General features: G+C 73.5%; 17 protein-coding genes and 1 pseudogene. 12 read left to right on the top strand and 6 right to left on the bottom strand.

Going from position 1 to position 18,810, the window contains the following annotated elements:
* Positions 1-47 precede the first annotated feature (47 nt).
* Complete coding sequence (locus tag ACFY2K_RS31320; protein WP_375895592.1) at positions 48-380, top strand: winged helix-turn-helix transcriptional regulator; 333 nt, start codon at positions 48-50, stop codon at positions 378-380.
* 1 nt (position 381) lies between these two features.
* Here the strand turns inward: ACFY2K_RS31320 and ACFY2K_RS31315 are convergent, their stop codons facing one another.
* Complete coding sequence (locus tag ACFY2K_RS31315) at positions 382-870, bottom strand: LURP-one-related/scramblase family protein (protein ID WP_375895590.1); 489 nt, start codon at positions 868-870, stop codon at positions 382-384.
* Between the two features lie 108 nt (positions 871-978).
* Between ACFY2K_RS31315 and ACFY2K_RS31310 the strand changes: the two genes are divergently transcribed.
* Both ACFY2K_RS31310 and ACFY2K_RS31305 read left to right on the top strand, forming a co-directional pair.
* Positions 979-1,485 (top strand): GNAT family N-acetyltransferase, encoded by a 507-nt coding sequence (locus ACFY2K_RS31310; protein WP_387716036.1) that lies wholly within the window; start codon positions 979-981, stop codon positions 1,483-1,485.
* Between the two features lie 43 nt (positions 1,486-1,528).
* Positions 1,529-2,173, top strand: coding sequence for a hypothetical protein (locus tag ACFY2K_RS31305; RefSeq protein WP_387716033.1), 645 nt, complete (start codon positions 1,529-1,531; stop codon positions 2,171-2,173).
* 948 nt (positions 2,174-3,121) lie between these two features.
* On the opposite strand, the pseudogene ACFY2K_RS31300 reads toward ACFY2K_RS31305, so the two are convergent.
* The 3 genes and pseudogenes from ACFY2K_RS31300 to ACFY2K_RS31290 all read right to left on the bottom strand — a co-directional run.
* Positions 3,122-4,345: pseudogene (locus ACFY2K_RS31300) on the bottom strand (diguanylate cyclase domain-containing protein); the annotation flags it as partial.
* A 253-nt stretch (positions 4,346-4,598) separates the two neighbouring features.
* Positions 4,599-5,720, bottom strand: coding sequence for an adenylate/guanylate cyclase domain-containing protein (locus ACFY2K_RS31295; RefSeq protein WP_375894733.1), 1,122 nt, complete (start codon positions 5,718-5,720; stop codon positions 4,599-4,601).
* A gap of 173 nt (positions 5,721-5,893) precedes the next feature.
* On the bottom strand, positions 5,894-6,799 hold the full coding sequence (locus ACFY2K_RS31290) for a biotin--[acetyl-CoA-carboxylase] ligase (RefSeq protein WP_380397237.1): 906 nt from the start codon (positions 6,797-6,799) through the stop codon (positions 5,894-5,896).
* 233 nt (positions 6,800-7,032) lie between these two features.
* Between ACFY2K_RS31290 and ACFY2K_RS31285 the strand changes: the two genes are divergently transcribed.
* The 6 genes from ACFY2K_RS31285 to ACFY2K_RS31260 all read left to right on the top strand — a co-directional run bounded on the left by ACFY2K_RS31285 (position 7,033) and on the right by ACFY2K_RS31260 (position 12,644).
* Entirely contained in the window at positions 7,033-8,643 is a 1,611-nt protein-coding gene (locus tag ACFY2K_RS31285; protein WP_380531324.1) for an acyl-CoA carboxylase subunit beta, read from the top strand.
* 29 nt (positions 8,644-8,672) lie between these two features.
* On the top strand, positions 8,673-8,894 hold the full coding sequence (locus tag ACFY2K_RS31280) for an acyl-CoA carboxylase subunit epsilon (RefSeq protein WP_375894726.1): 222 nt from the start codon (positions 8,673-8,675) through the stop codon (positions 8,892-8,894).
* A gap of 135 nt (positions 8,895-9,029) precedes the next feature.
* A complete protein-coding gene (gene mmpB / locus ACFY2K_RS31275) occupies positions 9,030-9,170 on the top strand; it encodes a morphogenic membrane protein MmpB (protein ID WP_375894723.1) in 141 nt (46 codons plus the stop codon).
* A 47-nt stretch (positions 9,171-9,217) separates the two neighbouring features.
* A complete protein-coding gene (locus ACFY2K_RS31270) occupies positions 9,218-9,820 on the top strand; it encodes a nucleoside triphosphate pyrophosphatase (RefSeq protein WP_375894721.1) in 603 nt (200 codons plus the stop codon).
* Between the two features lie 66 nt (positions 9,821-9,886).
* Positions 9,887-10,633 carry a hypothetical protein gene (locus ACFY2K_RS31265; protein WP_387716027.1) on the top strand — a complete coding sequence of 249 codons (747 nt, stop codon included), beginning with the start codon at positions 9,887-9,889 and terminating at the stop codon, positions 10,631-10,633.
* 235 nt (positions 10,634-10,868) lie between these two features.
* Positions 10,869-12,644, top strand: a complete 1,776-nt coding sequence (locus ACFY2K_RS31260; protein ID WP_375894716.1) for an acetyl/propionyl/methylcrotonyl-CoA carboxylase subunit alpha — start codon at positions 10,869-10,871, stop codon at positions 12,642-12,644.
* Positions 12,645-12,760: 116 nt separating this feature from the next.
* On the opposite strand, the gene ACFY2K_RS31255 is transcribed toward ACFY2K_RS31260, so the two are convergent.
* Together ACFY2K_RS31255 and ACFY2K_RS31250 are read right to left on the bottom strand one after the other, a co-directional pair.
* A complete protein-coding gene (locus ACFY2K_RS31255; protein WP_375894812.1) occupies positions 12,761-13,720 on the bottom strand; it encodes a DeoR/GlpR family DNA-binding transcription regulator in 960 nt (319 codons plus the stop codon).
* Positions 13,721-13,955: 235 nt separating this feature from the next.
* The gene (locus ACFY2K_RS31250) at positions 13,956-15,407 is read right to left on the bottom strand and encodes an NAD(P)H-quinone dehydrogenase (RefSeq protein WP_380531313.1); all 1,452 of its coding nucleotides are present in this window, start codon (positions 15,405-15,407) and stop codon (positions 13,956-13,958) included.
* A gap of 97 nt (positions 15,408-15,504) precedes the next feature.
* Here ACFY2K_RS31250 and ACFY2K_RS31245 point away from each other — a divergent pair, with 97 nt between their 5' ends.
* The 3 genes from ACFY2K_RS31245 to ACFY2K_RS31235 all read left to right on the top strand — a co-directional run bounded on the left by ACFY2K_RS31245 (position 15,505) and on the right by ACFY2K_RS31235 (position 18,801).
* Positions 15,505-15,942, top strand: a complete 438-nt coding sequence (locus ACFY2K_RS31245; RefSeq protein WP_350503464.1) for a gamma-glutamylcyclotransferase — start codon at positions 15,505-15,507, stop codon at positions 15,940-15,942.
* A gap of 146 nt (positions 15,943-16,088) precedes the next feature.
* On the top strand, positions 16,089-16,910 hold the full coding sequence (locus ACFY2K_RS31240) for a purine-nucleoside phosphorylase (protein ID WP_375894710.1): 822 nt from the start codon (positions 16,089-16,091) through the stop codon (positions 16,908-16,910).
* 166 nt (positions 16,911-17,076) lie between these two features.
* Complete coding sequence (locus ACFY2K_RS31235; protein WP_380644842.1) at positions 17,077-18,801, top strand: phospho-sugar mutase; 1,725 nt, start codon at positions 17,077-17,079, stop codon at positions 18,799-18,801.
* Positions 18,802-18,810: the final 9 nt, after the last annotated feature.

Below are 18,810 nucleotides of genomic sequence, written 5' to 3'. Positions count from 1 at the left end.
AGTGGGTGGTTACCCTGGGGTGAGCGACGAGGTCGGAAGGGGTGGGCATGGCGACCGTGCCGAGGCCGGGGGCGCACGTCTGCGGGATCGACGCCGCGATGGACGTGATCGGCGGCAAGTGGAAGGTACTGATCCTCTGGGCCCTCGGCGAGCGCCCGCACTGCCGCTTCGGCGAGCTGCGCCGGCTGGTGCCGGGGATCACCGAGAAGGTGCTGGCCGCCCACCTGCGCGAACTGGAGGCGGACGGCATCGTGCGCCGGGAGGCCTACGACGAGGTGCCGCCCCGGGTCGAGTACGCGCTGACCGACGCCGGGCGGCAGCTGAACGCGGCCCTGGCCCCGCTGGGCGCCTGGGGCCGGGACCACGTCCTGAACCGCTGACTCAGTGCTCCTCCGCCACCAGGTGGTCGACGCAGGCCGCGATCGCGAGCAGCAGCCCGGTGTCCGCCCCGTCGGCGACCTCCACCCCGTAGGTGTCGCGGACCCGGAACCACTTGCGGGAGATCCGGGCCAGCCGGTCCCCGTGCTGGTTCTCGACCCGGTAGTCCTTGTCGACCAGGTCACCGTGGATCCTGAGCTCACCACCGCCGGCCAGCTCCACCAGGTACTTGTCCCGGAACGGCGTGAACAGCTTCTCCCTGACGGTCGCGACGACCTCGCCCTCGGCGTCCTCGATCTTCATCGCGTCCCGGACGGTGAGCATCTTCTCCTTCACCACCGCGACCACGTGCCCGTGCGCGTCCTTGAGCTCGAAGGTGTGCCGCAGCCGCAGCACCTTGCCGTCCACCAGGTAGGCCTTGTGCCCCCGGTCGTCCTCGATCCAGTAGTCGTCGCCGACCGCGAACAGCTTCTCCCTGACCAGGTACCGCACGTGGGCCTCCTCCGTCGTCCGACTCGAACCACCCATTCGACCCTCCCCCGCGCCCACCGGAAAGGACGCCGCGCCGAGGCCGCCACCCCCACCCGCTTGAATACCGCCATGCTGATCACCACCCTCCACAGCGAGCGCCTCGACCTCCTCCCCCTCGCCCCCGAGCACGCCGACGACCTCGCCGCCGCCCTCGCCGACCCGGCCCTGCACACCTTCACCGGCGGCAGCCCGGCCACCCCCGCGCAGTGGCGCGCCCGCTGCACCCGGCTCGCCGCCGGCTCCCCGGACCCGGCCGAGATCTGGGGCAACTGGGTCCTCCGTCTCCGCCCCGACGACACCCTGACCGGCTACGTCCAGGCCACCGTCCACCCCGCGGCCGCCGAGGCCGAACTCGCCTGGGTGGTCGGCACCCCCTGGCAGGGCCGCGGCCTGGCCACCGAGGCGGCCCGCACCCTGCTCGCCCACCTCACCGCCGCCGGCATCACCACCGCCGTCGCCCACGTCCACCCCGACCACCACGCCTCCGCCCGCATCGCCCGCACCCTCGGCCTGCACCCCACCCCGCACACCGTGGACGGCGAAATCCGCTGGCAGGCCGATCTTCCGCACCCGTAGCATCCGAGCACCCCGCCCCCGCCCGGCAGCCCAGGAGCACCCCGTGTCCGTCGACGCCGACCTCCACCTGCGCTGGCCCGACGGCCTCGCCCCCACCACCGGCGAACTGGCCGCCCTGCTCGGCCTCCGGTACGGGGCGGACGGCGGCCCCTGGGGCGAGGCCACCGCCCCGGACGGCCGCAGCACCATGCGGGTCCGCATCTCCACCGACCCCGCCGACCTCCTCGGCCCCCGCCCCGGCCGGGCCGCGGAGCACCGCTACGACCACTGCCTGCTGCTCACCCCCGCCCGCCGCGAGCCGTACCCTCTGGACACCTACGCGGTGCTCCGCGCCCACGCCCGCGAGACCATCACCCTGCTCCGCCCCCACGGCCTGATCGAGGCCGCCTTCGGCATCGACTCCCCCGGCGCCGACGACTACTGGACGGCCGCCCGCACCCTGCTCGCCCCGGAGCCCGCAGACATCGACCTGACCCTCTGCTGGGGCACCGAAACCCCCACCCAGCACACCACCCGCTACACCGGCCGCCAGATCACCCCCGACCAGCTCGACACCTTCGCCGACCACCTCACCGCCACCCTCACCCGCCCCGGCGAACAACTCGACCTCACCCTCCGGCTCGGCCCCCACCTCCTCCGCCACCAGACCGCCACCCAACCCCCCACCGACCTCCGCCTCCTCCCCTGACCCCACCCCGCACCCACCCCACCCACAGCACCCCCTCCCCCTCCCCACCCCCCACGGGCGCGCGGGCCACCGCCCCGCGCGCCCGCACCCACCCACAGCACCCACCCACCCACCCACCTCCCCACCCGCCCAAGGCGAGAGGGACGCGCTGCGGGAGGGGGCGGTGGAGGGGGTGGGTGCGGAGAGCGGCGTAACGGGTGATTTTCAGACCGCCCACGGCGCCCAGCCACGTGCCCACAGGGTCGGCGGTCCGAAAATCACCCAGCCGCCGGAGCACCCACCCCCGGAACCGCCCCCGGACCCACCCACCCTCCCGAAAGCCCCCCACCCACCAACAGCCCCGCGCAGCGGCCCTCACACCACCGGCGGCGACGCACCCCCCGCCAACGCCACCGCCGCCAAAGCCCGCAACGCACAAGCCACCTGCCCCAACGGCAACGTCGCATCGTCCGCGAAGAGCTCGACCAACCAGCCCCCCGCCGCGTTCTGCCCGCCCGCCGCGACCATCCCGCGGTACCCGGAGACCACGAGCATCGCCTCCTCCGCCGGATCGTTCCCCGCCGCCCCCGCGCGGAGCGCGAACGCCCCGCCGCGAACGGCCCGCCGGGTCATCGGGTAGTGACGGAGGTCGAACACCGCGTCGGGCGCCTCGATCTGGGCCCGCTGGGTCTCGGCCCGGGTGCTGCTGGGCCCGCTGGTCATCCGGTAGACGGCGTGCTGGGCGGTGCGCATCAGCTGGGAGCCGGGCGGCACGTACGAGACCCACCAGCCGACCGCGTCGAGCAGCCGGGCGGAGGTCTCGGCGACGACGGCCAGCTTGGCGAGGGTGTCGGCCGGGTGGACGGCCCGGGCGGCCGCGGCCTGGTCGAGGGCGGAGAGGACCGCGGTGAGCAGCTGTCCGGGGTCGGCGCTGTGGGCGGCGCCGCGGAACCGCCGCCGGTCGGCGGTGCCGGCCCGGCCGCCGGGCCCGCGGCGTCCGTCGGCGCGGTGGTGGGGGTCGGCGGCGTCGGCGAGCAGCACGGTGGGGTCGGGCGAGAAGCCGGGGCCGTGGCTGCGGCCGGCGACGACGGGGTGGGCGGCGCGGGCGGCCTTGGCCCGGTACTGGGCGGCGTCGGCGAGCCGGAAGAGCCGGTCGGGGGTGGTGACCGGTCCGATGGAGTCCCCGGTGGAGGCGACGCCGCAGGCGACCCCCTCGCCCTCGGCGAGGGCGAGGGCCCGGGCACAGAGCTCCTCGGCGACGGCGACCACCTCGTCGGCCTTCTGTCCTTCGGCGAGCAGGCAGAACTCGTCCCCGCCGAGCCGGGCGGCCAGGCTGCCGGGCAGTTTGGCGGCGGCCAGCGAGAGCTGGTGGGCGAAGCGTTCGAGCAGCCGGTCGCCCATCTCGTGGCCGAGCTGGTCGTTGACCCGTTTGAGTCCGTTGACGTCGCAGACCACCAGCGAGACCACGGTGTTGTCCCGGTTGTGGGCCTCCAGCGCGCTCTCCAGCCGGGCGTCGACGGCCCGCCGGTTGGCGAGGCCGGTGAGCGGGTCGGAGAAGGCGAGTCTGCGCAGGTCGGCGAGGCGTTCGGTCTGGGCGAGGCCGGCCGAGATCTGGGCGGCGAGCAGGGTCGCGTAGTCGGCGTCGGCCTCGGTGAAGACCGGCAGGCCGACGGACCGGGCGAGGTAGAGCTCGCCCCAGGCCTGTCCGTGCAGCACGATCGGCGCGACCACGCAGCAGGCCCGGCCGCGCCGGCGCAGCGCGGCGGCGCGCTCCTGGCAGTACGCGCCGGCGGTCGGGTGTGCGTGCCCGGCGTGCGGCTCGTCGTTCTCGGCGGTCTGCAGCCAGGCGCGCGGCAGCCGCCCGGTGGTCCAGCGTTCCTCCAGGTAGGTGACGATCTCCGGGAAGTCCGCGACCGGGTAGGACTCGTCCTGCGGCAGTTCCTCCTCTCCGGGCGCGAGCCGGCCGTGGTTGACCAGCACGCGCAGCCGGCCGGACTCGCGGTCCCAGACCGAGACGGCGGCCATGGTGGCGCCGAGCGCCTCGGTGGCCCGGGCGGCGGCGGCCCGGACGGCCTCCAGCGGGGTGAGCGCCCCGGCCATGTCCTGGGCGAGTTCGACCACCGACTGGAGCCGCAGGTCGGGCAGCGGGTCGGCGCGGTGCGGGCCCTCGCAGTCGCAGCCGCGGTCCGTCATGATCGCCTCACTGCTCACCGGCTCGCCTCGCTCCCTGTGCTCGGTCCTCCCGGACCCCCACCGGTCGGCCGCACCCGTGGCCGCTTGCACCAAGACTAGGGCGATTTCGTTCGGTTTTGCCCCGTTTGCCCGGATGGAACCGCAGCAGGCGGTACGACCTTCAACCGTTCGGCCACCGAAACACCACCGACCGGCCCCATCGAACGCCCCGACCGGCCCACTCCCACCGGTCCGGCTACTCCGACCGGTCCGGCTACTCCGCCTTCATCCGCCGAGACAGCAGCCACGGCTCCACCAGCCCCAGCCCCCGCACCGGCCGCCGCCACATCGGCTGGAGGTGGAACCGCGCCCCCGCGTCCGGCCCCGGCACCGGCAGCCCGGAGGCGGGCATCCCGGCCGCCACCGACAGCGCCTCGGCCAGGCCCGGCCCCTCCGAGTCGGCGGGGGCGACGCTGCCGTTCTGCTCCAGGGCGGCGGCGAACTCGCCGTCGATGAGCACCGCGTCCTTGGGGGCGATGGAGGTGAGCCGGCTGGCCAGGTTCACGGTGGTGCCGAAGACGTCGCCCATCCGCTGGGTGACCGTCCCGAAGGCCATGCCGACCCGCAGCGCCGGGATGGTCTCGTCCTCGGCGAGGGCGTCGATCAGGCTGAGCGCGATCTCGGCGGCGGTGGCCGGGTCCTCGGAGACGTAGAGGATCTCGTCGCCCAGGGTCTTGATCACCCGGCCGCCCTGCCCGGCGATCAGGTCGGAGCAGGTGTTCTCGAAGGTCTCGACGAGTTCGCCGAGTTCCTCCTCCTCCAGCCGCCGGGACAGCCGGGTGAAGCCGACCAGGTCCGCGAAGCCCACCGCGAGCCGGCCGCTGGTGATCTCGTTGTCCTCGGCGGCCTGCACCACCCGGCCGGTGACGGCGGCCAGTTGGCGCCGCCAGACGTACACCAGGAACTGCTCCAGTTCCGGCAGCAGCAGTTCGACCAGCGGGTACGCGACGTCGGCGCGGGTCAGTCCGGGCTCGACGGCCTGGGTGAGGTTCTCCAGGAAGGTGTCCATCTGCCAACCGGCCAGCCGGGCCGTGGTCTGGCCGGTGGAGCGGGCCACCTGGATCGCCATCGACTCGCTGAGCAGCCCGGACTCGACCAGTCCGGCGAGGCGCCGCAGCGCGATCACGTCGCCGTCGGTGAGGGCCCGGGACTGGCCGATGTCGGGGAAGCCCATGGCCCGCCAGAAGCGGGTGGCCAGCTCCATCGGGACGTCGGCGGCACGCGCGGCCTGGTACGGGGTGTAGCGGCGTGGTGCGTCCAGGATCAGGCGTTCCAGTTCGAGCGCGACCGTGGGGTCGTGGCTGCCCGCCGTCCCGCCGTTGCCGTCCTCTGCCACCGGTCCGTCCCCGTGCGGTCGCCGCACTCGCCTCGTGTCCTACCCGTCCGGGCACGCCGTCCGCCACCCGGGCGGACAGTGGCGCGCCTCACACCGCTGCCAGGTGGAATGTTCGCACGGAATCGCGTGATCCGGGGCATCCGCCCGAGTCAAGGAGAGGTGAAGACTGCCGCTCAGCGCGGCTCGGGGCGCGGTTCGGGGCGGACGTGGACCACGTCCCCCGCGCCGACCGCCCGGCGTGCGCCGTCCGCGGTGCGGACCACCAGGCGGCCGTCCCCGTCGATCGCGACCGCCTCGCCGACCAGCTCGTGGTCGCCCGGCAGGTGCACCTTGACCTGCCGGCCGAGGGTGCTGCAGCGGTCCGCGTACGCCCGCAGCAGGTCGCTGGCGTGCGGGTCCCCGGCAGCGGCCGTCCACTCCCGGTAGAGCCCGGCGAACTCGCGCAGCAGGGCGCGCAGCAGGACCGAGCGGTCGGTGGTGGCGGCTCCGGCCAGCGCCAGCGAGGCGGCGGTGGGGACGGGCAGCTCCGCGGTGCGCAGCGAGACGTTGAGGCCCATCCCGACCACCACCGCGCCGCCGCTCAGCTCGGTGAGGATGCCGCCGAGCTTGCGCTCCGCGCCGTCGATCCCGGTCTGGAGGTCGTTGGGCCACTTCAACCCGACCTCGACCCCGGCCACCCGGTCCAGGGCGCTGGCGGCGGCCACCCCGACCAGGATCGGCAGCCAGCCGTACCGCTCGACCGGTACCTCCTCCGGGCGCAGCAGGAAGGACAGGAACAGTCCGGAGCGGGCCGGGGCGGTCCACTGCCGGTCCAGCCGCCCGCGCGCGGCGCTCTGCGCCTCGGCGACCAGCACCGCGCCCTGCGGGGCGCCCGCGCGGGCCCGCTCGGCGAGGTCGCTGTTGGTCGAGCCGGTCTCGGTGACGACGTCCAGCGAGGTCCACAGCCCACCCGGGACGACCAGGTCGCGGCGCAGCACCTCCTGGTCCAGCGGCGGCCGGTCCAGGTCGGTCCAGGGGGACGGTCCGGTGCGGCCGAAGCCGCGCAGTCCGCTGCGGCGGGGGGTCTCGGGTGCGGTCATGGTGGCCACCCTAGGACGTGCACCGGCCCGCGGCAGGACGGGCCGCAGAGGCGCAGTCCGCCCCATCGTCCCGCAGAACGCTCGTTGACACACTGTGTCGATGGCCATAACGCCAGGACGTGCCGCATCGCCCTGCGCGCTGGTTACGCTACGCAGCGGTAGTTCGCAGCGCCGCCCTGCCCTCGTGCGCGAGCCCCCGATCCCGGCCCGCGCGATCGAACAGGTCGCGGCCCATGATCAGGGAGAGCCACCGGATGACCGAGGCGCCGTACGACCCCCACACCACCGCCGGGAAACTGGCCGACCTGCGGCGCAGGCTGGACGAGGCGGTGCACTCCGGCTCGTCCAAGGCCGTGGAGAAGCAGCACGCCAAGGGCAAGCAGACGGCCCGGGAGCGGGTCCTGGAGCTGCTCGACGAGGACTCCTTCGTCGAGTTCGACGAGTTCGCCCGGCACCGCTCGACCAACTTCGGCCAGGAGAAGAACCGCCCGTACGGCGACGGCGTGGTGACCGGCTACGGCACCGTCGACGGCCGCCAGGTCGCCGTCTTCGCCCAGGACTTCACCGTCTTCGGCGGTTCGCTCGGCGAGGTCTTCGGCGAGAAGATCGTCAAGGTGATGGACTTCGCGCTGAAGACCGGCTGCCCGGTCATCGGCATCAACGACTCCGGCGGCGCCCGGATCCAGGAGGGCGTGGTCTCGCTCGGCCTGTACGGCGAGATCTTCCGCCGCAACGTGCACGCCTCCGGCGTCATCCCGCAGATCTCGCTGATCATGGGCCCCTGCGCCGGCGGCGCGGTCTACTCCCCCGCGATCACCGACTTCGTGGTGATGGCCGACCAGACCTCGCACATGTTCATCACCGGCCCGGACGTCATCAAGACGGTGACCGGCGAGGACGTCGGCATGGAGGAGCTGGGCGGCGCCCGCACCCACAACACCAAGTCCGGCAACGCCCACTACCTGGCCTCGGACGAGAAGGAGGCGATCGAGTACGTCAAGAACCTGCTGTCGTACCTGCCCTCCAACAACCTGAGCGACCCGCCGTCCTACCCGGAGCAGGCCGACCTCTCGGTCACCGACGAGGACCTCGAACTCGACGCCATCGTGCCGGACTCGGCGAACCAGCCGTACGACATGCGCAAGGTGATCGAGCACGTCGTCGACGACGGCGAGTTCCTGGAGACCCAGCCGCTGTACGCGGGCAACATCATCACCGGCTTCGGCCGGGTCGAGGGCCACCCGGTCGGCATCGTCGGCAACCAGCCGATGGACCTGGCCGGCTGCCTGGACATCAACGCCAGCGAGAAGGCCGCGCGGTTCATCCGCACCTGCGACTCCTTCAACATCCCGGTGCTGACCTTCGTGGACGTGCCCGGCTTCCTGCCCGGCACCGAGCAGGAGTGGGACGGCATCATCCGCCGCGGCGCCAAGCTGATCTACGCCTACGCCGAGGCGACCGTCCCGCTGATCACCGTGATCACCCGCAAGGCCTTCGGCGGCGCGTACGACGTCATGGGCTCCAAGCACCTGGGCGCCGACCTCAACCTGGCCTGGCCGACCGCGCAGATCGCGGTGATGGGCGCCCAGGGCGCGGTCAACATCCTGCACCGCCGGGAGATCGCCGAGGCCGCGGCCACCGGCACCGTCGAGGAGAAGCGGGCCGAGCTGATCGCCTCGTACGAGGACACCCTGCTGAACCCGTACCTGGCCGCCGAGCGCGGCTACGTCGACGCGGTGATCGCCCCGAGCGAGACCCGCCGGCACATCGTCCGGGGCCTGCGGGCGCTGCGCGGCAAGCGCGAGGTGCTGCCGCCCAAGAAGCACGGCAACATCCCCCTGTAGGCACCACCCCTCTCGGGAGAGAACCAGCCATGTCCCCGATCCACGTGCTGCACGGGCAGCCGACCCCCGAGGAGCTCGCCACCGTCCTGGCGGTGGTCCAGGCCCGGGCCGCCGCCGCGCAGGCCGCCGCGGAGGCGGCGCGCCTGGCCGGTGTCGGCCCGGCCTCCCCCTGGAACGACCGCTCCCGGCTGCTCCGCCCCGCCGTCCACCCGGGCGTCAACGCCTGGCGCACCTCGGGCTGGGCGCACTGAGTTGACCACGCGGAGCAGGAAGTCGGCCGGACCGACTTCCTGCTCCCCGACTCGCCCGGTCGCTCGCCCGCTTTGCCCGAAACCTGAGTACGGATACTCAGGCGGCCGGGCCCACCCGCACCGCACTCTGGACGGGTGCTCTGGTCAGACCCCGAGGACGGGCCCTCGCCCGAGGCCCGTCGCATGCAGGAGCGGATGCAGCGGGCCGGCAAGGTGCTCGCCGCGATCGTGCTGGTGGGCGCCGTCCTGATCATGGTCAGCCGGTACTTCACCTGAGTCGTTCACCAGAACGGCTCAACCACCCACCCCCTACCCTGGTGGGCATGACCGACCAGCGCTCCCTCGTCCTCGCTTCCGCCTCCCCCGCCCGCCTCGGGCTGCTGCGCCAGGCGGGGCTCGACCCGCGCGTGGTGGTCAGCGGCGTCGACGAGGACGCGATCACCGCCGCCACCCCCGGCGAGCTCGCCCTCGTCCTGGCCGAGGCCAAGGCGAAGGCCGTCGCCGCCGAACTGACCGGCGGCGAGCTGGTGATCGGCTGCGACTCCGTCCTGGAACTGGACGGCCTGGCCCTCGGCAAGCCGGCCGACGCCACCGAGGCGCTGGCCCGCTGGCAGTCCATGCGCGGCCGCGCCGGGGTGCTGCGCACCGGCCACTGCGTGATCGACACCGCGACCGGCCGGCAGTCCTCGGCGACCGCCTCCACCACCGTCCGCTTCGGCACCCCGGACGACGCGGAGGTGGCCGCCTACGTCGCCTCCGGCGAACCGCTGCACGTGGCCGGGGCGTTCACCCTGGACGGCCGCTCGGCGCCGTTCGTCGACGGCATCGACGGCGACCCGGGCAACGTCATCGGCCTGTCCCTGCCGCTGCTGCGCCGGCTGCTCGCCGACCTGGACGTCCGCATCACCGATCTGTGGGCCAACTGACCTGCCAGTCCGCCTGCTTGTGCCTCTAAGCTGACCGGCGTCCGAACGGGGAGGGGAACGCGGGCGATGACCGACAACGTGCTCAACGTGGTGCTCGGCCTGGTGGCCAGCGCCATCAGCGCCGGGCTCGGCTGGCTGGCCCAGGCCCTGCGGCGGCGCCGGAAGGTCGAGCGGGTACGGGAGTTCTTCGGGCTCCCGGCCGGCAGCGACTGCCTGATCGTGGTGCCCCGCAGCGTCGGGACGGGCTCGCACGCCAACACCGTGACCCGCCGGGACGCCTACGCCCTGATGTGGCTGGCCGGGCTGGTCGAGGAGTGCGGCGCCCGGCCCGAACTGGTCGCCCACGACGCCGCGCACCGCGGCCTGGGCGCCAAGACCGAGCTGTGCCTGGGCGGTCCGGTCAGCAACGAGCGGATGGCCGCCCACCTGGCCTGGGGCCTGCCGGGCGTGCTGGTCACCTCCGGTCCGGGCCCGGGCAGCAACGTGATCGTGGTCGGCGACCGGGACTTCACCGTCGAAGCCGACCGGACCCACGTCCTACTGGCCCGGATCGCCACCCCGGAGGGCGGCCGCCCGGTGTTCCTGATCTCCGGCCAGACCGGCACGGCCAACCAGGCGGGCGTGCGCTACCTGGTCGCGCACCACCGCGAACTGGCCCGCGAGCACGGCCGGAACGGCACCTTCGCCCTCGTCCTGAGGGTGGTCAACCCGGACGCGTACGGGCCGGACATGGTCGAGCCGGTCGCCGACGTGACGGCCGAGGCGCTCCGTCGCCCCACCGCCACGGCACCGGCCGGAAGCACCGCGGCATGAGCGGGCCGCGGAAGGTGTGTCCCATCCCACCGACCCGCCACGCCGCCCCGCGGTCACCCACCGTCGACCACCCCCGCGCGAGCACACCCGCCACCACCTGCGCAGTCGTTCTCAACCCCGTCCCGGCGGCGGGGAATCCCATCACCGAGCGTGTGGGATAGTTCACAACCCGGGGCTACTCGCCGGTACCGCCCAGGAATCCATAAACTCATCGAGGTTCAAGAAGGGAGCCACAGTGCGCAAGGTGCTCATCGCCAACCGCGGGGAAATCGCCGTCCGCGTCGCCAGGGCCTGCTCGGACGCCGGTATCGCCAGCGTCGCCGTCTACGCCGAGCCGGACCGGGATGCGCTGCACGTCCGCGCGGCCGACGAGGCTTACGCGCTGGGCGGTGACACCCCCGGCACCAGTTACCTGGACATCGCCAAGGTCCTCAAGGCCGCCGAGGACTCCGGCGCCGACGCCGTCCACCCCGGCTACGGGTTCCTGTCGGAGAACGCCGAGTTCGCCCAGGCCGTCCTCGACGCGGGCCTGACCTGGATCGGCCCGCCGCCGCAGGCCATCCGCGACCTCGGTGACAAGGTCACCGCCCGTCACGTCGCCCAGCGCGCCGGCGCCCCCCTGGTGGCCGGCACCCCGGACCCGGTCTCGGGTGCCGACGAGGTCGTCGCGTTCGCCCGGGAGCACGGCCTGCCGGTCGCCATCAAGGCGGCCTTCGGCGGCGGCGGCCGCGGCCTCAAGGTCGCCCGCAACCTGGAGGAGATCCCGGAGCTGTACGAGTCCGCGGTGCGCGAGGCGGTCGCCGCCTTCGGTCGCGGCGAGTGCTTCGTGGAGCGCTACCTGGACAACCCGCGGCACGTGGAGACCCAGTGCCTCGCGGACAAGCACGGCAACGTGGTGGTCGTCTCCACCCGTGACTGCTCGCTGCAGCGCCGGCACCAGAAGCTGGTCGAGGAGGCGCCCGCGCCGTTCCTGACCGAGGCCCAGAACGCCGAGCTGTACCGCGCCTCCAAGGCCATCCTCAAGGAGGCCGGCTACGAGGGCGCCGGGACCTGCGAGTTCCTGGTCGCGCTGGACGGCACGATCTCCTTCCTGGAGGTCAACACCCGTCTGCAGGTGGAGCACCCGGTCACCGAGGAGGTCACCGGGATCGACCTGGTCCGCGAGATGTTCCGGATCGCCGACGGCGAGGAGCTCGGCTACGGCGACCCGGAGGTGCGCGGTCACTCCTTCGAGTTCCGCATCAACGGCGAGGACCCGGGCCGCAACTTCCTGCCCGCGCCCGGCACCGTGACGCTGTTCGCCCCGCCGTCCGGCCCGGGCGTGCGCCTGGACTCCGGCGTGGAGTCCGGCTCGGTCATCGGCCCGGCCTGGGACTCGCTGCTGGCCAAGCTGGTCGTCTCCGGCCGGGACCGCAAGCAGGCCCTGGAGCGGGCCAGGCGCGCGCTGAACGAGTTCAAGGTCGAGGGCATGGCCACCGCCATCCCGTTCCACCAGGCGGTCGTCACCGACCCGGCGTTCGCGCCGGAGGTGCACGGCGGCGAGGGCCCGTTCACGATCTACACCCGCTGGATCGAGACCGAGTTCGAGAACACCATCCCGGCCTTCACCGGCGGCGCCGGCGAGGGCGAGGAGGCGGAGACCCGGGAGACCGTGGTCGTCGAGGTCGGCGGCAAGCGGATCGAGGTCTCGCTGCCGTCCTCGCTGGGCGTCGCGGCGGCCCCGGCCGCCGGTGCGACCGGTGCCGCCAAGGCCAAGCGCCGGGTGGGCGCCAAGAAGGCCGGCTCGTCCGTCAGCGGTGACACCCTGGCCTCGCCGATGCAGGGCACCATCGTCAAGGTCGCCGTCGAGGAGGGCCAGGTCGTCGCCGAGGGCGAGCTGATCGTGGTCCTGGAGGCGATGAAGATGGAGCAGCCGCTGAACGCCCACAAGGCGGGCACCGTGGTCGGCCTCAAGGCCGAGGTCGGCGCGAGCGTCAGCAGCGGCGCCGCGCTCTGCGAGATCAAGGACTGACGACGGGTTCGTCAGTCTTCGACCGGTCCGTACTCCCTTCGGGGGTGCGGACCGGTCGCGTTTACTCGCCCGCCCGCCTCCGGGGCGGGTAGGCCCGCGCGACGGCACGGCCGGGCTCAGCGCCCGCGCGGCAGGCCCATCTCGGCCAGCCGGACCGGCAGCCCGCCGGGGCCGACCGGGCCGCCGCCGTGCGCCCCGGGGCGGCGCTGGCCGGGCAGCGGGGCGCCGCCGGGCGGCGGGACCGGACGGCGGCCCAGCGGGCCCGGCTGGGTCTGGTGGACCGGGCCGCTGCCGGTGCCGTGCACAGGGGCGTCGCCGCTCGGCGCGGCCCCGAGCGGAGCCAGGTCGATCTGCACCCCGCAGTCGGCGAGCGCGTCCAGTTCGCGGGCGCAGGCGTCGTCGGCGGTGGCCTGCTCGTCGGTGACCAGCCGGGTGATGGTCTCGGTGGAGACGGTCTGGAACATGCCGGCCGCGCCGAGCTTGGTGTGGTCGGCGAGGACGATGACCTCGGCGGCCGCCAGCACCATGGCCCGGTCCACGCTCGCGGACAGCATGTTCGCGGTCGACAGCCCCCGCTCGGCGGTCAGCCCGCTGCCGGAGATGAAGGCCTTGGTGACCCGCAGCCCCTGCAGGGACTGCTCGGCGCCGCTGCCCACCAGGGCGTAGTTGGAGCCGCGCAAGGTCCCGCCGGTCATCACCACCTCGACCCGGTTGGCGTGCGCCAGCGCCTGGGCGACCAGCAGCGAGTTGGTGACCACCGTCAGCCCGGGCACCCGGGCCAGCCGGCGGGCCAGCTCCTGGGTGGTGGTGCCGGCGCCGACCACCACCGCGTCGCCCTCCTCCACCAGCCCGGCGGCGAGGTCCGCGATGGCGCTCTTCTCCGCCGCGGACAGGTGGGTCTTCTGCGGGTATCCGGGTTCGCGGCTGAAGCCGCCGGGGAGCACCGCGCCGCCGTGCCGGCGGTCGAGGAGCCCTTCTGCCTCCAGCGCCCGCACGTCACGGCGCACGGTCACTTCGGAGGTCTGGACGACGCGGGCCAACTCCCGGAGCGAGACCGCTCCGTTGGCGCGCACCATTTCGAGGATCAACTGGCGACGTTCTGCTGCAAACACAGAACCGACGGTAACCTGCGTGACCGTCTGCTTTCAGGCGTTTGCAGCTGGTAGCGGGAATTGCTCACGCAAGAGCGGCGCGTGACCGTACAATACGCGCCGTCAACAACCCGGAACTGCGCCCGCCGTCCGGGTGACGATCATGCCTGCGCGAAGGGCGGCCGCCGACCGGCAGCCGCCCCAACTGTGCGCCTTGAGCTCAGGATTCGCCGCCGGCCCGCTTCCGGACGTGCAGCTGCCGGGCGGCCTCGGCGGTCGAGCCGGAGACCGACGGGTAGACGGTGAAGGCGCTGGCCACCTGTTCGACCGTCAGATTGGCGTCCACCGCGAGCGCGATCGGGTGGATCAGCTCGCTGGCCCGCGGGGCGACCACGACGCCGCCGACCACGATGCCGGTGCCCGGGCGGCAGAACAGCTTCACGAAGCCGTCCCGGATGCCCTGCATCTTCGCCCGCGGGTTGCCGCGCAGCGGCAGCTTGACCACGACGGCGTCCATCTTCCCGCACTCCACGTCGGCGGCGGTGTAGCCGACGGTGGCGATCTCCGGGTCGGTGAAGACGTTGGAGGCCACGGTCTTGAGGTTCAACGGCTGCACCGCGTCGCCCAGCGCGTGGTACATCGCGATCCGGCCCTGCATCGCCGCCACCGAGGCGAGCATGAAGACGCCGGTGCAGTCGCCGGCCGCGTACACGCCCGGGGCGCTGGTGCGGGAGACCCGGTCGACCTGGATCTGGCCCCAGTCGTTGAGCTTGACCCCGGCCTCCTCCAGGCCCATCTCGGCCGTGTTGGGGATCGAGCCGACCGCCATCAGGCAGTGGGTGCCCTCGATCACCTTGCCGTCGGAGAGGGTCACCTCGACCCGGTCGCCGATCCGCTTGGCGCTCTCGGCGCGCGAACGGCTCATCACGTTCATGCCGCGGCGGCGGAAGACCTCCTCCAGCACCTCGGCGGCGTCCGGGTCCTCGCCCGGCAGCACCCGGTCGCGGCTGGACACCAGGGTGACCTTCGAGCCGAGCGCCTGGTACGCGCCGGCGAACTCGGCACCGGTCACACCGGAACCGACCACGATCAGCTCGCGGGGCAGCTCCTCCAGGTCGTACACCTGGGTCCAGGTGAGGATCCGCTCGCCGTCCGGCTCGGCGTCCGGCACCTCGCGCGGGTGGGCGCCGGTGGCGATCAGCACCGCGTCGGCGCGCAGCGACTGCACGCTGCCGTCGGGGCCGTCCACCAGCACCTCGCGGGAGCCGTCCACGGCCTGCCCGCCGGCGCCGAGCCGGCCGCGCCCGCGCAGCACGGTGACCCCGGCGCGGGTGACGGACTGGGTGATGTCGTGGGACTGCGCGATCGCCAGGCGCTTCACACGGCGGTTGACCTTGCCCAGGTCGACGCCGATGACCTTGGACTCCCGCCCCTCGGCGGCGCCCTGGTCGACGGTGATGCCCAGCTCCTCGTACGAGCTGTCGAAGGTGGTCATCACCTCCGCGGTCGCGATCAGGGTCTTCGACGGCACGCAGTCCGTGAGCACCGCCGATCCGCCCAGACCGTCGCGGTCGACGACGGTCACCTCCGCGCCGAGCTGAGAGGCCACCAGGGCCGCCTCGTAGCCGCCGGGTCCGCCACCGATGATCACGATCCGAGTCACGTACCCCATTGTCCCGCACGCCGGGAGCGGCGCCACAAGGGGGTCCGCGCTCGATCTCTTCATCCACTCGCCCCGCCCCGTGGGCCGACCGGGCTACGCTGCACCCATGCCCCTTTACGCCGCGTATGCCACCAACCTCGATGCCCGGCAGATGACCCGCCGAGCCCCGCACTCCCCGCTGCGCGGCACGGGGTGGCTGGACGGCTGGCGGCTCACCTTCGGCGGCGAGCAGCTCGGCTGGGAGGGCTCGCTGGCCACCGTCGTGGAGGACGAGAAGGACCAGGTCTTCGTCTCCCTCTACGACATCGCGCCGATGGACGAGGAGGGCCTGGACCGCTGGGAGGGCGTCCAGCTCGGCATCTACCGCAAGATCAAGCTGCGGGCGCAGACCCTGGACGGCGACATCCCGGTCTGGACGTACGTGCTCAACGACTACGAGGGCGGCCTGCCCGCGGCCCGCTACCTCGGTCTGATCGCCGACGCCGCGGAGAGCGCCGGGGCCCCGCACGACTACGTGATGGAGCTGCGCCGGCGGCCGTGCTGACCGCCGGTCCTCTTTCCGTACGAATCGACGAACCCGGTCACCCGAAAGCGCCACCGAGCTGTGTTTTCGGGCCAACCGGGTAACGATCCGGCATGCCGCGGGCGAATTTCTACGCGCGTAGCCGAAAGCCGTCTATCCTCGGACCCGTGAACGCTTCTCCTCAGTCGGTCGTCTCCGCCGACCCCTACGCCGCCGCCCAGGCCGCCGCCGAGCGCCTGCGCGAGCTGACCGGTGCCGAGCGGCACGACGTCGCCCTGGTGATGGGCTCCGGCTGGGTGCCGGCCGCCGACGCCCTGGGCGAGACCGTGGCCGAGTTCCCGGTCACCGACCTCCCGGGCTTCCCCGCCCCCGCCGTGGCCGGCCACGCCGGCAAGATCCGCTCGGTGAAGATCGGCGACAAGCGCGCCCTGATCTTCCTGGGCCGCAACCACTACTACGAGGGCCACGGCGTCGCCACCGTCGTCCACGGCGTGCGCACCGCCGCCGCGGCCGGCTGCGGGATCATCGTGCTGACCAACGGCTGTGGCGGTCTGCGCCAGGGCTGGACCCCGGGTCAGCCGGTCCTGATCAGCGACCACATCAACCTGACCGCGGACTCCCCGATCGTCGGCGCCAACTTCGTCGACCTCACCGACCTGTACTCCAAGCGCCTGCGCGCCCTGTGCCACGAGGTCGACCCGAGCCTGGACGAGGCCGTCTACGTCCAGTTCCGCGGCCCGCACTACGAGACCCCGGCCGAGGTCAACATGGCCCGGGTGATCGGCGGCGAGCTGGTCGGCATGTCCACCACGCTGGAGGCCATCGCCGCCCGCGAGGCCGGCTCCGAGGTGCTCGGCATCTCCCTGGTCACCAACCTGGCCGCCGGCATCACCGGCGAGCCGCTCAACCACGAAGAGGTCCTGGAGGCCGGCAAGGCCTCGGCCGAGCGCATGGGCGAGCTGCTGGCGAAGGTCCTGGAGCGGATCTGACGCCTGCCGGGCGCAGAATCATGAACGACGGGGCCCACGGGCGGCGTGATCCGCTGATCACGCCATCCCGGGGGCCCCGTCCGCATGTGCACACCTCTTCTACTCCCCTTTGCGTGGAACCCTCCGGCCGTCACCCGACGCACTTCCCGATGGAGCAGGCAAGAACATGACGCAGGCACCTACCACCGACCTCCTCGCCCGGGCCCGCACCTGGCTGGCCGAGGACCCCGACCCGCAGACCCGCGAGGAGCTCGCCGCCCTGCTCGCCCGGGCCGAGGGCGCGGAGGCCCAGGAGGACAACACGCTCGCCTGGGCCGAGCTCGCCGAGCGCTTCTCCGACCGCCTCCAGTTCGGCACCGCCGGCCTGCGCGGCGAGCTCGGCGCCGGCCCGATGCGGATGAACCGCGCCGTGGTGATCCGGGCCGCCGCCGGCCTGGTCGCGTACGTGAAGCAGCAGGGCCTCGGCGACCTCGTGGTGATCGGCTACGACGCCCGGCACAAGTCGTACGACTTCGCCCGGGACACCGCCGCCGTGGTGGTCGGGGCCGGTCTGCGCGCCGCGCTGCTGCCGCGCCCGCTGCCGACCCCGGTGCTCGCCTTCGCCGTCCGCCACCTGGGCGCGGCCGCCGGCGTGACCGTCACCGCCAGCCACAACCCGCCGCAGGACAACGGCTACAAGGTCTACCTGGGCGACGGTTCGCAGATCGTCCCGCCGGCCGACGCCGGGATCGCCGCCGAGATCGACGCGATCGGCTCGCTGGACGACGTCCCGCGCGCCGGGGAGGGCTGGGAGGTGCTCGGCGAGGACGTCGTCGACGCCTACCTGACCCGGGCCGTCTCGATCGTCGACGAGCACAGCCCGCGCGAGCTGGACGTGGTCTACACCCCGATGCACGGCGTCGGCCGCGACACCCTGGTCGCCGCCTTCCGCCGGGCCGGCTTCCCCGCGCCGACCGTGGTCGCCGAGCAGGCCGAGCCCGACCCGGACTTCCCGACCGTGGCCTTCCCCAACCCGGAGGAGCCGGGGGCGATGGACCTCGCCTTCCGCACCGCCGCCGCGGTCGGCCCGGACATCGTGATCGCCAACGACCCGGACGCCGACCGCTGCGCGGTGGCCGTCCCGGTCAACGGCAACGCCGTGGGCGGCGGCAACGGCACCTCCGGCTGGCGGATGCTGCGCGGCGACGAGGTCGGCGCGCTGCTGGGCTCCGCGCTGGTCGCGAAGAAGGCCGAGGGCACCTTCGCCACCACCATCGTCTCCGCCACCCTGCTCGGCCGGATCGCCGAGGCCGCCGGCCTGGGCTACGCCGAGACGCTGACCGGCTTCAAGTGGATCTCCCGTGCCGAGGGCCTGCGCTACGGCTACGAGGAGGCGCTCGGCTACTGCGTCGACCCGCAGGGCGTCCGGGACAAGGACGGCATCACCGCCGCCCTGCTGGTCGCCGAGCTGGCCGCGACGCTCAAGCGGTCCGGCCGCACGCTGACCGACCTGCTGGACGACCTGGCGCTGGAGCACGGCCTGCACGCCACCGACCAGCTGTCCGTCCGGGTGCAGGACCTCTCGCTGATCGCCGACGCCATGCGCCGGCTGCGCGAGCAGCCGCCGACCGTCCTGGCCGGACTGACCGTCACCCGCGCCGACGACCTCTCGGCCGGCTCCGCCGAGCTGCCGCCCACCGACGGCCTGCGCTACTACCTGGCCGGCGAGACCGTGCGCTCGGCCCGGATCGTGGTCCGCCCCTCCGGCACCGAGCCCAAGCTCAAGTGCTACCTGGAGGTCGTCCTCCCGGTCGGCAGCGCGGCCGACCTGGCCGCCGCCCGGGAGCGGGCCGCCGGGCTGCTCGCCGACATCAAGCGGGACCTCGGCGCCGCCGCCGGCATCTCCGCCTGACCCCGTCGC

This window comes from Kitasatospora sp. NPDC001309, assembly GCF_042896295.1.
Classification (GTDB): Bacteria; Actinomycetota; Actinomycetes; order Streptomycetales; family Streptomycetaceae; genus Kitasatospora.
This window is presented reverse-complemented; position numbering and strand designations above follow the sequence as displayed.